General features: G+C 36.3%; 10 protein-coding genes. 4 read left to right on the plus strand and 6 right to left on the minus strand.

Features of this window, described 5'->3' with window-relative positions; all coding sequences use genetic code 11:
* Positions 1-80: 80 nt before the first annotated feature.
* Entirely contained in the window at positions 81-4,346 is a 4,266-nt protein-coding gene (gene rpoC / locus CQ046_RS05500) for a DNA-directed RNA polymerase subunit beta' (RefSeq protein WP_105701288.1), read from the plus strand.
* An 87-nt stretch (positions 4,347-4,433) separates the two neighbouring features.
* Positions 4,434-4,739, plus strand: coding sequence for a DUF3467 domain-containing protein (locus CQ046_RS05505; protein ID WP_027375539.1), 306 nt, complete (start codon positions 4,434-4,436; stop codon positions 4,737-4,739).
* Positions 4,740-4,793: 54 nt separating this feature from the next.
* On the opposite strand, the gene CQ046_RS05510 is transcribed toward CQ046_RS05505, so the two are convergent.
* From CQ046_RS05510 to CQ046_RS05535, 6 genes are all read right to left on the minus strand, one after another.
* Positions 4,794-5,960, minus strand: coding sequence for a LuxR C-terminal-related transcriptional regulator (locus CQ046_RS05510; RefSeq protein ID WP_165790470.1), 1,167 nt, complete (start codon positions 5,958-5,960; stop codon positions 4,794-4,796).
* A gap of 666 nt (positions 5,961-6,626) precedes the next feature.
* Positions 6,627-7,217 carry a hypothetical protein gene (locus CQ046_RS05515; RefSeq protein WP_105701290.1) on the minus strand — a complete coding sequence of 197 codons (591 nt, stop codon included), beginning with the start codon at positions 7,215-7,217 and terminating at the stop codon, positions 6,627-6,629.
* Positions 7,218-7,248: 31 nt separating this feature from the next.
* A complete protein-coding gene (locus tag CQ046_RS05520; protein ID WP_165790462.1) occupies positions 7,249-10,902 on the minus strand; it encodes a beta strand repeat-containing protein in 3,654 nt (1,217 codons plus the stop codon).
* 97 nt (positions 10,903-10,999) lie between these two features.
* Positions 11,000-11,656, minus strand: coding sequence for a hypothetical protein (locus CQ046_RS05525; RefSeq protein ID WP_123906578.1), 657 nt, complete (start codon positions 11,654-11,656; stop codon positions 11,000-11,002).
* 77 nt (positions 11,657-11,733) lie between these two features.
* Positions 11,734-11,901 carry a hypothetical protein gene (locus CQ046_RS24015; RefSeq protein WP_317046988.1) on the minus strand — a complete coding sequence of 56 codons (168 nt, stop codon included), beginning with the start codon at positions 11,899-11,901 and terminating at the stop codon, positions 11,734-11,736.
* Between the two features lie 100 nt (positions 11,902-12,001).
* Positions 12,002-12,424, minus strand: coding sequence for a transposase (locus CQ046_RS05535; RefSeq protein ID WP_105701293.1), 423 nt, complete (start codon positions 12,422-12,424; stop codon positions 12,002-12,004).
* A 1,178-nt stretch (positions 12,425-13,602) separates the two neighbouring features.
* Here CQ046_RS05535 and CQ046_RS05545 point away from each other — a divergent pair.
* The gene (locus CQ046_RS05545) at positions 13,603-14,253 is read left to right on the plus strand and encodes a Crp/Fnr family transcriptional regulator (RefSeq protein ID WP_105701295.1); all 651 of its coding nucleotides are present in this window, start codon (positions 13,603-13,605) and stop codon (positions 14,251-14,253) included.
* Between the two features lie 125 nt (positions 14,254-14,378).
* Positions 14,379-15,221 carry a DUF5777 family beta-barrel protein gene (locus CQ046_RS05550; RefSeq protein WP_105701296.1) on the plus strand — a complete coding sequence of 281 codons (843 nt, stop codon included), beginning with the start codon at positions 14,379-14,381 and terminating at the stop codon, positions 15,219-15,221.
* Position 15,222 lies beyond the last annotated feature (1 nt).

A 15,222-nucleotide genomic window follows, 5' to 3' on the forward strand; every position in this document is an offset into this window, starting at 1 on the left:
AAGAATTAATCAACTCCGAGATGATAAGAGCGAAAGTGTAAAACTTTCAATCTTTAATCTTTATAATCAAAAATAAAATTATGTCAAATAAAAATAAATCAAGTAGATTTAATAAAATAACCATCGGTTTAGCTTCACCGGAGTCTATCTTACAAGACTCAAGAGGGGAGGTTTTAAAGCCGGAAACTATTAACTACAGAACTCACAAGCCTGAAAGAGACGGGCTATTTTGTGAGAAAATCTTTGGTCCTGTAAAGGATTACGAATGTGCTTGTGGTAAATACAAGAGAATTCGTTACAAAGGGATCGTTTGTGACCGTTGTGGAGTAGAAGTTACTGAGAAAAAAGTAAGAAGAGAGAGAATCGGGCACATCAATCTTGTAGTTCCAATTGCACACATCTGGTATTTCCGTTCATTACCAAACAAAATCGGATACCTTTTAGGAATTCCTTCTAAGAAATTAGACATGATCATCTACTACGAAAGATATGTAGTGATTCAGCAGGGTATTGCTAAAAAATTAGACGGTTCTGATTTTGAAAATATGGAATTCCTTACAGAAGAAGAGTACCTTGATATCATGGAAACTCTTCCTGTAGAAAACCAGTATCTTGACGATTCTGATCCAAACAAATTCATCGCCAGAATGGGTGCTGAAGCTGTAGAAGATCTATTAAAAAGAATTGATCTTGATGCATTGTCTTTCGACTTGAGACATAAAGCTCACAACGAAGGTTCAAAACAAAGAAGAACTGAAGCTCTTAAGAGATTGAACGTTGTAGAAGCATTAAGAGGTGCTAATACAAGAATGATCAACAGACCAGAGTGGATGATCATGCGTGTACTTCCTGTTATCCCACCAGAACTAAGACCATTGGTTCCATTGGATGGAGGACGTTTCGCAACTTCTGACTTGAATGACCTTTATAGAAGAGTTATCATCAGAAATAACCGTTTGAAGAGATTATTGGAGATCAAAGCTCCTGAAGTAATCTTAAGAAACGAGAAGCGTATGCTTCAGGAATCAGTAGATTCATTATTCGATAACACAAGAAAATCTTCTGCAGTAAAATCTGAATCAAACAGACCATTGAAATCACTTTCTGATTCATTGAAAGGTAAGCAAGGTCGTTTCCGTCAGAACCTACTAGGAAAAAGGGTTGACTACTCTGCGCGTTCGGTAATTGTTGTAGGTCCAAACTTACAGCTTCACGAGTGCGGTATTCCTAAAGATATGGCAGCTGAACTTTACAAACCGTTTATCATTAGAAAACTAATTGAAAGAGGTATTGTAAAAACAGTAAAATCTGCAAAGAGAATTATCGACAGAAAAGAACCAGTAGTTTATGATATCCTTGAAAACGTGATGAAAGGTCACCCTGTTCTATTGAACAGAGCACCTACGCTTCACAGACTAGGTATCCAGGCTTTCCAACCTAAGATGATCGAAGGTAAGGCAATCCAGCTACACCCATTAGTAACTACGGCCTTCAATGCCGATTTCGATGGTGACCAGATGGCAGTACACTTGCCGCTAGGACCAGAAGCAATCCTTGAAGCTCAGTTATTGATGTTAGGTTCTCAAAACATCTTGAACCCTGCAAACGGTTCTCCAATTACAGTACCATCTCAGGACATGGTTCTTGGTCTTTATTTCATGACTAAAGAATTAAGCTCTACGGAGACTATGAAAGTAAAAGGAGAAGGTCTTGCATTCTATTCTCCTGAAGAAGCAGAAATTGCTTATGCTGAAGGTAGAGTATCTTTAAATGCTAAAGTAAGATGTAGACTACCTATCAAAGAAGAAGGAGAAATCGTTACAAGATTGATCGAAACTTCTGTAGGTAGAATCCTATTCAACCAGATTGTACCTAAGCAGGTAGGATATATCAATGAACTTCTTACGAAGAAATCATTGAGAAACGTTATCGGTAAGATCCTTGCTGATACAGATTTCCCTACAACTGTGAAGTTCCTTGATGCAATGAAAGACTTAGGGTATTCAAACGCATTCAAAGGAGGTCTTTCATTCTCACTAGGAGATATTGTAGTTCCTGTTGAGAAAAAGCAGATGATTGCTAGTTCAATTGAAACTGTAGACGAAATTAGAGCCAACTATAACATGGGTCTAATTACCGATACAGAACGTTATAACCAGGTAATCGACGTTTGGACAAACACGAACGCTGGATTAACTGAAATGATCATGAGCAGAATGAAAACTGACCAAGGTGGTTTCAACTCTGTATATATGATGCTTGACTCTGGAGCGAGGGGTTCTAAAGAACAGATCCGTCAGTTGTCAGGGATGAGAGGTTTGATGGCAAAACCGCAGAAAGCTGGTTCTACCGGAGCGGAGATCATCGAAAACCCGATCCTTGCCAACTTTAAGGAAGGTCTTTCGATTCTAGAGTACTTTATCTCTACCCACGGTGCTCGTAAGGGTCTTGCGGATACCGCTCTTAAGACAGCCGATGCTGGTTACTTAACGAGAAGATTGGTAGACGTTGCACAGGACGTTATCGTTACAGAAGACGACTGTGGAACGCTAAGAGGTACAGAAGTTACTGCACTTAAGAAAAATGATGAGATCGTTGAAAAAATCTCTGAAAGAATCTTAGGTAGAGTATCTCTTCATAATATTTATGATCCTGAAACTGACGAGCTTATTGCAAGTGCAGATCAGGTGATCATTGAAGCATTGGCGAAAAGAATCGAAGAAGCTGGATTAGAAGCAGTGGAGGTTCGTTCACCCTTAACTTGTGAAACTAAGAAAGGTATCTGTGCAAAATGTTACGGTAGAAACTTAGCAACAGGTAAAGTGATCCACATGGGTGAAGCGGTAGGTGTAATTGCAGCACAGTCAATTGGGGAGCCAGGTACTCAGCTTACGTTGAGAACCTTCCACCAAGGGGGTACTGCAGGAAACGTATCAGAAAACCCATCTATCGTTGCAAGAAGAGATGGTATCGTTGAAATGGACGAAGTAAGAACAATTACTTCTGAAGATGAAAACGGTAATACAGCTGAGGTTGTAGTTTCCCGTTCAACAGAATTTAGATTAGTTGCTGATAATGAGTCTAGAACTCCATTAATGGTAGCTAACGTACCTTATGGATCTATATTAGCTGTTAAACCAGGTGATAAAGTGAAGAAAGGGGATACAATCTGTAGATGGGATCCGTATAACGCGGTTATCATTGCTGAAACTTCAGGTAAGGTAGAATACGAGGATATCATCCAGGGTATTTCATTCCAACTTGAAATTGACGAACAAACAGGATTCGAAGAGAAAGTAATCTCTGAATCTAGAAATAAGAAAGCCGTACCTACCTTGAAGGTGGTAGACTCTAAAGGAGTTGAGCAAAAAGCTTACAACTTACCGGTAGGAGCCCACTTAATGGTAAACGATGGTGAAAAAATTAAGGCTGGTAAAGTCTTAATCAAAATCCCAAGAAAATCTGCAAAAGCAGGGGATATCACCGGAGGTCTTCCGAGAGTTACCGAATTATTCGAAGCAAGAAACCCTTCAAACCCAGCGGTTGTTACTGAAATCGACGGGGTAGTTTCTTACGGAAAAATCAAGAGAGGTAACCGTGAACTTATTGTTGAGGCTAAAACTGGAGAAAGAAAAATTTACTTGGTAAAACTTTCTAACCAGATTCTTGTTCAGGAGAATGACTTCGTAAGAGCAGGTTCTCCGCTTTCTGACGGTTCTATCACACCGGAAGATATCTTAAGAATTAAAGGCCCAACTGCCGTTCAGGAATACTTAGTAAATGAGATTCAGGAAGTTTACCGTCTACAGGGGGTAAAAATCGATGATAAACACTTCGAAATTATCGTTAGACAGATGATGACGAAAGTATCTATCGTAGATGGAGGTGATACTCAATTCCTGGAAGGAGCTCTTGAGCACAAGTTTGATTTCTTAGAAGAAAACAACAGAGTATTCGGTCTTAAAGTAGTAGTGGAAGCTGGTGATTCTAAAGAATTCCAACCAGGTCAGATGATTACTGCAAGAGAATTAAGAGACGAAAACTCTAAGTTGAAACGTGAAGACTTAAGCCTGGTAGAAGTAAGAGAAGCTCTTCCTGCTACTGCAACTCCTGTACTACAAGGTATTACAAGAGCAGCACTTCAGACGAAGTCATTCATGTCTGCAGCATCGTTCCAGGAAACTACTAAAGTTCTTAACGAAGCAGCAGTTGCTGGTAAGATAGACGATCTTAACGGTCTTAAAGAAAATGTAATTGTAGGACACAGAATCCCTGCAGGTACAGGTCTTAAAGAGTATCAGAACGTTATTGTTGGTTCTAAGAAAGAATTCGAAGACCTTAACTAAAATTAATGATTTGAAATTTGGGATTTGAAATTATTTTTATATTTTCACAATCTCAAATTTCGAATTTTAAAAACATAATTTATAACAATGGACAACAATCAAAATCCACAAGACGGAAACATCAACATCGAATTAAACGAAATGGTAGCTGCTGGTATCTATGCTAACCTAGCATTGGTAAACCACTCTCCATCTGAATTTGTAGTAGACTTTATTCAGTTGATGCCAGGTGTTCAGCAAGCTAAAGTAAGATCAAGAGTAATTCTTGCTCCACTTCACGCTAAAAGAGTATTAAGCGCTCTTCAACAGAACATCGCTAACTACGAGCAGCAGTTCGGAGAAATCAAAGAAGTTGAGCCTTTCGTATTAGGAGGAAACAACGTTCAAGCATAAGATTTTTCTTACAATATAAATCCCGTCTCGTTTTATTACGAGACGGGATTTTTTTTATAGATTTTTGAACCAGAGATAAAGATCAGTGTCTGAAGGAATATTAAGCTTTTTCCGTATGCCATTTTTCCGGTTTTGAACCGTTTTTGGTGATGTGAAAGTATATTCCGCAATGTCTTTTGTAGAAAAATTAAGAAATAGTAAAGCGCAAAATTTTAATTCACTGCTTATTAGCTGCGGATTAATTTTCAGGATTGCAGAACAAACTTGTGGATATACCTCCTGAAATCTTATGAAAAACTCTGGACTGTTATCTTTGGCGAGCTGTACAACCTCGTCAAAAGATTCATTTATTTTAAGCTTTAATTCGGTGGTTTCTATTTCTTTCTGCTGAATAATGTCTCTTTCTTTCTGAAGTGTTAAAAATGAGGAATCTTTTTTCCTTTTATGAGAGTAAACAGAAAATATGATGACAAGCAGAGTGATCAATAATATAATGGTGATAATCCAGTATAATCTGATCTCTTTTTTTCTAAAAACTTCATTTTTCTCTTTTATAACATTGTCTAATGTTGCTGCCCTCGCAGATCCTTGTATAGCATTGATTTTCTTTTCTATAGTAAATAATAAATCTTTGTATTCTGTCTGTTTTTTCTCATTTCCTAATATTTTATTTAATTTAATTAATAAGGTATAGGACTCGGATAGTTTATAAATATCCTCTTTTTCTTCGAATACTGTTTTAGCTTTTTCCAGATGATATTCAGCTGTTTTATAGTCATGAGAATGATAATATAAAACTCCAATTTTCTGCTCCAATACGGCACCTAATGTTATATCTTTTGCTTTATTATTATATAGAGCTGCTTTATTAAAATAATATTTGCTTGAGTCTATCCGACTATTCGTACTCCATACTTCTCCGAGATTAGTACAAATAGTAGCTCCGATAGTATTCTTTTTTTGTGTTTGCGTATTCTTGTAATCACTTTTGAAATAGTAATAGGCCTTACAATAGTAATAATAAGCAGAGTCTTTTGGCGTTTTTACAGTTTCGTATAAATTTCCGATATTATTATAATTTTTTGCCTTTATATAATTAATTTCTTCAGATAGCTCTCCAAGTCTGATTGCTTCCCGATATTTTTCTAATGCATCATTGTATAAACTTTGCTGATGGTAACAATTCCCAATATTGGTAATGATTTCAGATTTTAAGTCCATGTCTAATTGGGCATATTTTTCATTTAAAGCATTATTGAAAAAAAATAAAGCCTTGCCACAATCCCCAAGCTTCATATAGCATTTGCCACTAAATAAGTATGACCTCGCGATACCTTTAGAATAGTTTTTCTTTATAGATTCTTTTAATATGATGTTTTGCTTAGCAAGAACTCTTTTTAATTCACCACTTTGAAGATCGCTTTGAGAGGCTTCTAGCAAAGAGTCTATTGTATGGTTCTGAGATATTAAATTTTTGAAAGTAAATGTGATCAGAACTATAAAAACACATTTAAGTGCAAATGTGTTTCTTATTGAATAAAATTGATGCATATAATGAAATTTTATTGACCCGTTATTAGCGATTACCTACCGTTAAGATAGGGTAATATTAACTAATTATTGTTATATGTACAATAATATATGTTTATTGTAATGTTAAATACAAATTGCGTACAGCAAAATGGTGCTTCACAAATGATATGAGATATACGCATAGAAACGAGCTTAAAAACAAAATAACAGGTTTTATTTGGATCAATGCAGATTTGCTACAAACATTTTTTCACACCAAAGTGGCTATAAATAGATGGCAAATAATTTAGTCTTATAATAAATAACCACTTCATATAGAAGTGGTTATTTGTTTAACCGTTTAATAAAAGAAACTTAAGGTTTCCAAAATGACCAAACTTTGCCATTGAAAATTGCAAGCTGCTTTTTTACGGTATCATAAGCCATAGTTCCTGGTTCAGGATTTACAATATTCAGATGTGGACTTGCCACTTTAGGAAGAATCATTGCTTTATTATTCTCCTCCAACACTAATATTCCGGGAACAGCTGGGGTTGCTGGAGTTCCTATACTCACTTTAGCATTAGGATTATCTGTGTAAGAGTCCTGAAGGGTTGTGACCACTACTCCGGTTGTATCTCCAATTACCGGAACTGTTTCGTTTTTTGAAAGCGAAAACCAGTTTCCAGCGCCTGCACCATTTTTATACTTAACAATTTTATCAACCGTATCAAAAATAATAGTTCCAGGAACCGCAGCAGCTTTGTCCATATCCGCAGTAATCCAAGGTAAAATAATTCCTCTACCCAATAAGGCTCCGCCATAATCACCAAACTCTAAGGAAATAGATGGGTTTGTAGTTGTATTTGCGGGTGGGATGGTACTAATAGATGCCTTTCCTATTGCTACTTGTGCTGTAGCCAAATTAACAACGAACAGGCAAAATATTTTTATAATGTTTTTCATTTTTAAAATTTTTAAAATTCTACATTAATAATTAGTCAGGACAAGTTTGAGTTGAATAGCAACTCCACACTGTTCCGTTATAGATTTTCAGGCAGTTCGCTACTGTATCATAGACCATCATTCCTTCAACATAGTTTGCCGCAGGAATACTAGCTAAAGGCGGAGTTGTAGGAGTAGCAGGATTACTATCTGCATCCACAAATGCCATACGATTAACCACAAAACCTTTTGATTTGGACTCCAGAGCCGCCCATGCACTACGTCTTACTTCCGGCCATTCTGAAGAACCTGAACCCGCTCGGTTCAGCGCAGTGATACCAAATTTTACTGGATTAGGATTTCCTCCACCTGGAGATACAGGGGTTTTGTAACAAAAGCAAAGATTAACTAATGCATTGGTAGAATTACCAACAGATTGCCCGGCCCCTGCAATTGTAGGAACACCATTGCTTCCTACATTATTTCCAAGATTCTGATTAGGATTTTGGGTAGCAAGTGATCCTGTAGCTGTCACCAGATTAGCACTGGTAAAACCACCACCACCTTCAATAGCATCAGGACAACTGTCACCGTCAGAATCCAGATCCAGATAATCAGGAATACCATCACCATCTGTATCTTTATAAGAAGTACACACAGATTGCTCAGCTACAAATGCCCAGATGTTCATAAAAAGTTTATCATTATTGGATGTAACTCCGCTTCCTGCTGTAACACCACCAAGTGCAGTTAGGATATCAACATCTGCAATCATTAAGTCATTATAAATTCCATCTACATACATTACAGGCCCATTACTTCCATTGACTGCAAGCGCATTGGTTCCAAACGAGGAATTTACGGCGGAGAAATAACCTTGATAGCCTCCTGCCTGATTGAATGATGCAACCGTTCCAAAAGGCCCTTTGAAAATAGAAGTCTGGCTTCCGTATGATGTAGGTACATTTGGATTTGAAACTTGTGACACTACAGAGGTATCCCAGAATTGTGTCTGAATCTGGGTTGATACTACATAGTTATTTTGGGAATCATCTGACCAGTCTTTAATGGCTTTAAATTCGCCAGCTGACAAATATGAAGTGGTAAGATTATCAATACCGCCAAGGAAGATCGCATTCAGATTGAGTGAGTTAATAATTGCTTTGGTAATAGGAGCAGTTCCCATATCGACCAATACTATATTTGCTTTTACTGTGCCACTTGGACCAAAATTAGCAGGATTAGTTAATTTTAATGCTCCGGAACCACTCATTTGACTTCCGTTAAAGGTATATCCGTTATTTCCTGATCTGGAATCAGGAATATATCCAATTCTTATGGTTTGTCCTGTCAGTGGACAAGTTTTTTCGTTGAGATCCAGGATACCATCGTTATCGTTATCAAGATCATAAACATTTGTGATACCATCACCATCACTATCAGTACATGCATTTACATTACTGTTTTGTGAAACACCAATATTTTGCCCGGCTCCTGCAATTGTAGGAACACCATTACTTCCTACATTATTTCCGAGATTCTGATTAGGGTTTTGGGTAGCAAGTGATCCCGTAGCTGTCACCAGATTGGCATTGGTAAAACCGCCGCCACCTTCAACAGCGTCAGGACAACTGTCTCCGTCAGAATCCAGATCCAGATAATCAGGAATGCCATCACCATCTGTATCTTTATAAGAAGTACATGCAGATTGCTCAGCTACAAATGCCCAGATATTCATAAAAAGTACATCATTATTGGATGTCACACTGCTTCCTGCTGTAATACCACCAACTGTAGTCAGGATATCAACATCTGCAATCATTAAGTCGTTATAGGTCCCATCGACATACATTACAGGTCCATTGCTTCCATTGACTGCAAGTGCATTGGCTCCAAACAAGGCATTGATGGTAGAGAAATACCCTTGATATCCTCCCCCTTGAGTGAATGATGTAACCTTTCCAAAAGGGCCTTTGAAAATAGAAGTCTGGCTTCCGTATGATGTAGGTACATTCGGATTTGAAACTTGTGACACCACACTGGTACCCCAAGGTTGTGTCTGAGCCTGGGTTGATACTACATAATTATTTTGAGAATCATCTGACCAGTCTTTAATGGCATCGAATTCAGCCGCTGATAAATATGAATTGGGGGTAGCAGCAGCATCATTAATACCGCCAAGGAAGATGGCATTCAGGTTGAGTGAGTTAATAATCGCTTTAGTAATGGGAGCAGTTCCCATATTAACCAATACTATATTGGCATTCACAGCACCATTAGGGCCAAAATTAGCAGGATTAGTTAATTTTAATGCTCCGGAACCACTCATTAAAGATCCATCAAAAGTGTAACCAGTGTCACCATCTAAATCTCTGCTATTAGGAATATATCCAATTCTTATGGTTTGTCCTGTCAGTGGGCAGGTTTTTTCGTTGACATCCAGGATCCCATCGTTATCGTTATCAAGATCATAAACATTTGTGATGCCATCACCATCACTATCAGTACATGCGTTTACATTACTGTTTTGTGAAACACCAATATTTTGTCCTGTACCTGCAATTGTAGGTATCCCCATTGTTGTAGCAGTACTTCCTACTGTATTACCAAGATTTTTGTTTGGGGATTGGGTCGCAAGTGATCCTGTAGCAGTTACCAGATTTGCATTGGTAAAACCGCCCCCTCCTTCAACAGCATCAGGACAACCGTCACCGTCAGAATCAAGATCCAGATAATCTGGAATACCATCACTATCTGTATCTCTGTGATTACAGAAAGTAACTGTGTTCTGCACTATCGTGATAAGGCCTCTTGATGCATTTCCTGTTCCGGAACCGGGAGTAGTTGTGAGTGCCGTATAATCCCATGTGTATGTACTGCCATAACTTGCAGATAATGGCACCGTACTTGCTCCGCTTGCGGTATTTGCGGTGTTTTGAAGCTGCATTTTTGCATAATACCCATTACTAAGAGTACCACCGGCACCTGATGCATTAAAGGTTGAATATAAGTTTAACGCTGTATTACTGCTGTAAGAAGATAATAAACCTGTAACCGTAGGTAAATTTCCTATTGTAGTAGTAAAGGTTCCTAACTTGGTAATACTGTTGTTACCAAGCAGATATCTGAACCAACCATCTGGAGTACCCGGAGATGCTGCAGTGACATTTTCCGCCTGCGTATTATTGGCAGGAACTCCGGTATACAAAGAAGTCACATTTGGAACAATATTAAAATTTGATCCCGAAGTTCCGAATGATTCCCAGGTATGATTCTGTGCATTAACAGAATTATTAAGGTCAGAATAGCTGAAAGGAACGGTGAAACTGCTGCCCACCGATGGGACTGCGGTACCAGAGGTAAGTGTATATACTAAATTGAAGCTTCCGCCATTGGCACCAAAAGTAGCTCCGGCAAGCGTAGATGCCAAATTCAAGGTATATACTGATTGTGTATTACAATATCCTTCTGCGGTATCAGGAATTCCATCATTATCGTCATCAAGATCAAGATCATCTGTAACACCATCTAAATCTGTATCTGTAGCATATGCCACAGAAGACTTTGCGGGTTTAGGAGTTTTGGATTTAGTCCCTGCTGTTAGACTATTTACTATACTTTTTGCAAACTTACTATTTGCCAGTATAGTTTTAGAAAAAGCGATAGACGTACATAGCAGAAGTACCAGTACCCAATGCGTTTTCATATTTTTAAAAAAACATTTTAGTTTCATATTTTGAAATGTATTAGGTTTCCTTACAAAAGATTGTAAGAGTTTTTATAAAATTTAAAAATTCATTATTTTATAAAACTAATACAGGTGGAGGCCTTATAGAAAAGACATCAGAAAAACAAAAATCTAAAGATTTATTGTTATAAAATGTGTATTTCGGAGTGTGCAGATTATCTAAATCCCGATTTAAGAAACACTTTTTAGGATCTGCATATATTTTAGAAAAGTCATGCGGAGTATTACTTGGTGCAATGCAATTTTGCGAGGTAGAATGTGAAGATAAAAACTGAAATGGTGAAGGAAAACTATGGTAATCTTTTTTTTCGAAAGACTCTTTCTGGGCTTCATAATGATCTATCTCATTTTTGATTTCTTTAAGTAATTTCTTTTTTTTCTTTTCCTCAGATGATTTCACTTGTCGTGAAAAACTTGGAATTTTAGAATTAGGTGTCGAAACAATCAAAACTCTATGAGAATCATCATCTTCTTCAAAAGAAATATCTCCATTCTCTACAATAACTTTTCCTTGATCAACCTGATTATTGAAACTTTGATCTGCTGAATAAACCTCAGCTCCTTGAGCAATAAAGACCACTTGCACATTATCATCTGTAGCTTTTTTGTTCTGGGCATACAAAAAATTAAAGAAAATCTGAATACCTAGAAATATAGCACGACAGAAAAAAGAACTTCTATGTATTTCTTTTTTTATTGATAGTAGTGTCATAATTTCCAGTGTTTTACTTAGGTTAAAGCAGGCTTATACAACAAAGATTTTTTTCCACTTTGTTACGGTATTTCTACTCAGCTTGAAATGGATAGCCAATTGGATATTACTGAGCTTATGTTTTTTCTGGTAATCCAGTATATGAAAGATGTCAGATCTGCATAAGAACGTTGGCTTTGGTTGAACTCCTTACTTTGCTGGTTTCCTATCCCGAAAATCTTTTCGTTAAGCTCTATAACATCCATAGCAGATAAGCGTTTTTTTCAAGCAATTTTTCACACACGTCTTTTTTATGGGGATATTTTTGTGAGAGAATATCCAGATAGATTTGCTTGTAATTGGGTCCTAATTTTTGTACTTGTATATCCATTTATAAAGCGTGGTTTTTGGAATATTATATTCTTGAATAACCTGAGCTTTTGTTTTTTTCCCAGTTTCTATTAACTCTAAAATAAAATCTATTACTTCTTTAGTATAAATGTTTTTTCTAAACACTGGAAGCAAAGGTTTGGCAGCTATTACTGTTCTATTAGCCGCTAATTGAGGAGCATATAAAATCAAATGTTGGGTATATAATCTGAAAAAATCGTATTCAAGAAGTTTGCTCCATTTTAATATCATTTCAGTATCGAGGCTTTTAGATTGGTACATTTCTAATATTTCTTTTTCACTACATTTCAGAAAATTGCAGATTCTCATTGTATTTAGCCCGCTTTCCGTAACTCGTTGGGCAATGAGAATCCCAATGTGAATATCCTTAAAGTTCATCTTGTGTAATTATTATTGAGTTAATCAGTCTTTATTTGTAAAATTTACTTTTTTGACTTGTCCGGCAAGTGCCAGGTTCATAATTGATTGATATAATCGTAAGGGCTCCCGCCTTTTACGTAAACTATCATTTAAGGGGTGGATTGGGAATATTTTTGCACATCTGAAACTATAGGCAATACCGTCGCTTTTGTAGTAGATTTTAAAAACTAATATTCCTTCTGCTAAGGAGATATTGGCACCAATTATAAAACCTCCTTTTTCTGTGATAACGGTTGACTAATGCAATATTAACATTTGAGTATTAGTTACTTAAATTCTGCCAACTTCCATATAATACTTTGCAAAGAATCATCTGGTGCGCTAAGGATATCAACATCAAATCGACTCGCCATATTAGGTGTAGCTTCTTGATTCGTAAATGGATCGTTAAAAGTTGTAGAATTGGCACATACTGGTGTGACAAAATCGAATTTGAAAATGTTTGTCAAATTACCACTACAATTTAAAGGTATAATGGATATTTGCCCAAATACTGAAGTGCTGATAAAACAAACTATTAATAGGAACAGTCTGTATAGATCATAAGTACGAAAAGAGTGTAATTGTAAACTCTTCATCAATGTTAGGGAACTTTGTTTTTTCATGTTGTGTCTTGTAGAATCAGTTATGTCTGTAATTATTAATCCCTACTTGGTATTGCTATGCATTACGTAAAGGTAGAAATGTATTCAGTTACAATTGAGTTTGTGTATTTTTTCTCATCTTTATGTGTTTTAAGTTATTTGTATTTTTTTTCTTATGTATCGAATGCAATTTTACAATAATGAATATTTAAAAAACAAAAAACTACATACCCATTAGCTACCTATTGATTTTAATGTATTGATAAACAGGTTTCTATTTGTATTCGCTTCTGCGAAATTATCATTGAGAGTTAACAGCAGTTTTGAGAAATTAAAAAGTTCAACCTTTCGTATTAAGAGGAAAAAACGTTCAAGAAGATTTCTTTTACAATACAATAAGAATTGCCTATTTTTTACCAGGGCATTTTTTTATGGGCAAAATTCAATACCTGAAATTTTATAATTGTTAATTTTCTTTAATAAGGTAAAATTGTATGATAACGATATATCAATTTTATATCTTTGTTTAAGAAAAAGCAGAAAATATAAGATATGATTGATAACTCGTTCGCTGTAAGTAAATTTGGCTTTTTAGGTGCCGATTTTTTATCTGAGCTGGAAAAGCATGCTGTTGCCATTGATATAAAAGCAAAAACCGAAATCATTAGAGAAGGGCAGAAAAACAAGTTTGTACCTTTCTTAATAAAAGGTTCTATCAAGGTGTTTACCCTTAATGATGGAAGAGAACTCATCTACTATTATATCAAACCCAAAGACAGCTGTCTGATGACCTTTTCATCCATTCTGACAGATTATATTAGCAGGGTATATGCCACTGCAGAAGAAGATTCCGAAGCTATTCTTATTCCTGTTTCTATCATGCACGAATGGCTCATCAGATTTCCGGAAATTAATAAATTGTTTTACAATGAGTATGACCGAAGATTTTCAGAAGTCATGAATATGGTTAATGATGCTGTTTTCCACAGGCTGGACAAGAGAGTTCTGAATTATATTAAACAACAGATTTCGTCCACAGGAAGCAATCCTATTAAGATCACGCATCGTGAAATTGCCAACAGTTTGGGAACTTCAAGAGAAGTTGTAAGCAGAGTTTTGAAAAAAATTGAAAGCGAAGGCGAAATTGTTCAGACTAAAGAAGGAATAAAAGTTACTGTAAATGAAAATGTTAGCATGATCTAATTTTATTTGTTTGAATTGTTTATTTCTATCATTGATAAAAACAATTTGAGTGGTGACTTTTATCACCTATTTTTGAATTGAGAACTCGATAAGTTTGTTATATCATAATTTAAATCAAATTGTATATGACAAAAACTCTCTTATTTTTGTCAATATTTTCTTCAGGTCTTGTCTTTGCACAGGAAGATCTGTTGAAAGATATTGATACCGTTAAAACCAATTCAGAAACCTCACAACCCGCCTTCAAAGCTCTTCAGATTGTTACAGGACAATCTACAAAACTCGCTGCCAAAAAAGAATGGTACATTATTGTTGCCCACAGATTTGGAGATATAAGCGCAGGATTCAAAGATTTTTTTGGTCTGGATCATGCTTCCACCAAATTAGGCGTTATCTACGGTATCTCAGATGCTGTATCTGTAAGCCTTTCCAGAGAAACGAATATGAAAACGTTTGAAGGAGCAGTGAAATACAAACTGGTAAAACAAAGTGAAAACTTTCCGGTGGATATTGTGGGGTATAATGTAATGGGTGCCAATACTGAATTGGATAAAGATACCTATCCATATCTTAAATTCAGTGACAGGCTTTCTTATCTTACACAGGCACTGATCTCGCGAAGATTCAGTGATAAACTCTCAGTGCAGCTTACGCCTTCCTTTGTTCATAAAAACCTTTACGAACCTACTATTGAAAATAAAAATCAGTTTTTGGCGGGTTTGGGAGGACGCTATAAAATCTCAAAGAGAGTTTCTGTGAATGCAGAATACTTTGTGAATTTCGACGATCACAGTTTTTATAAAAATCCCCTATCATTAGGGGTAGATATAGAAACCGGGGGACATGTTTTCCAGCTTTTACTCACAAACTCCCAGATAAATTCAGATATCAGATATCTTACCAACGCTACCGGAAGATGGGGAAAGGGACATATTTTCTTTGGGTTTAATCTTTATAGAGTGTTTTAAT

The organism is Chryseobacterium sp. MYb7 (assembly GCF_002979455.1).
Classification (GTDB): domain Bacteria; phylum Bacteroidota; class Bacteroidia; order Flavobacteriales; family Weeksellaceae; genus Chryseobacterium.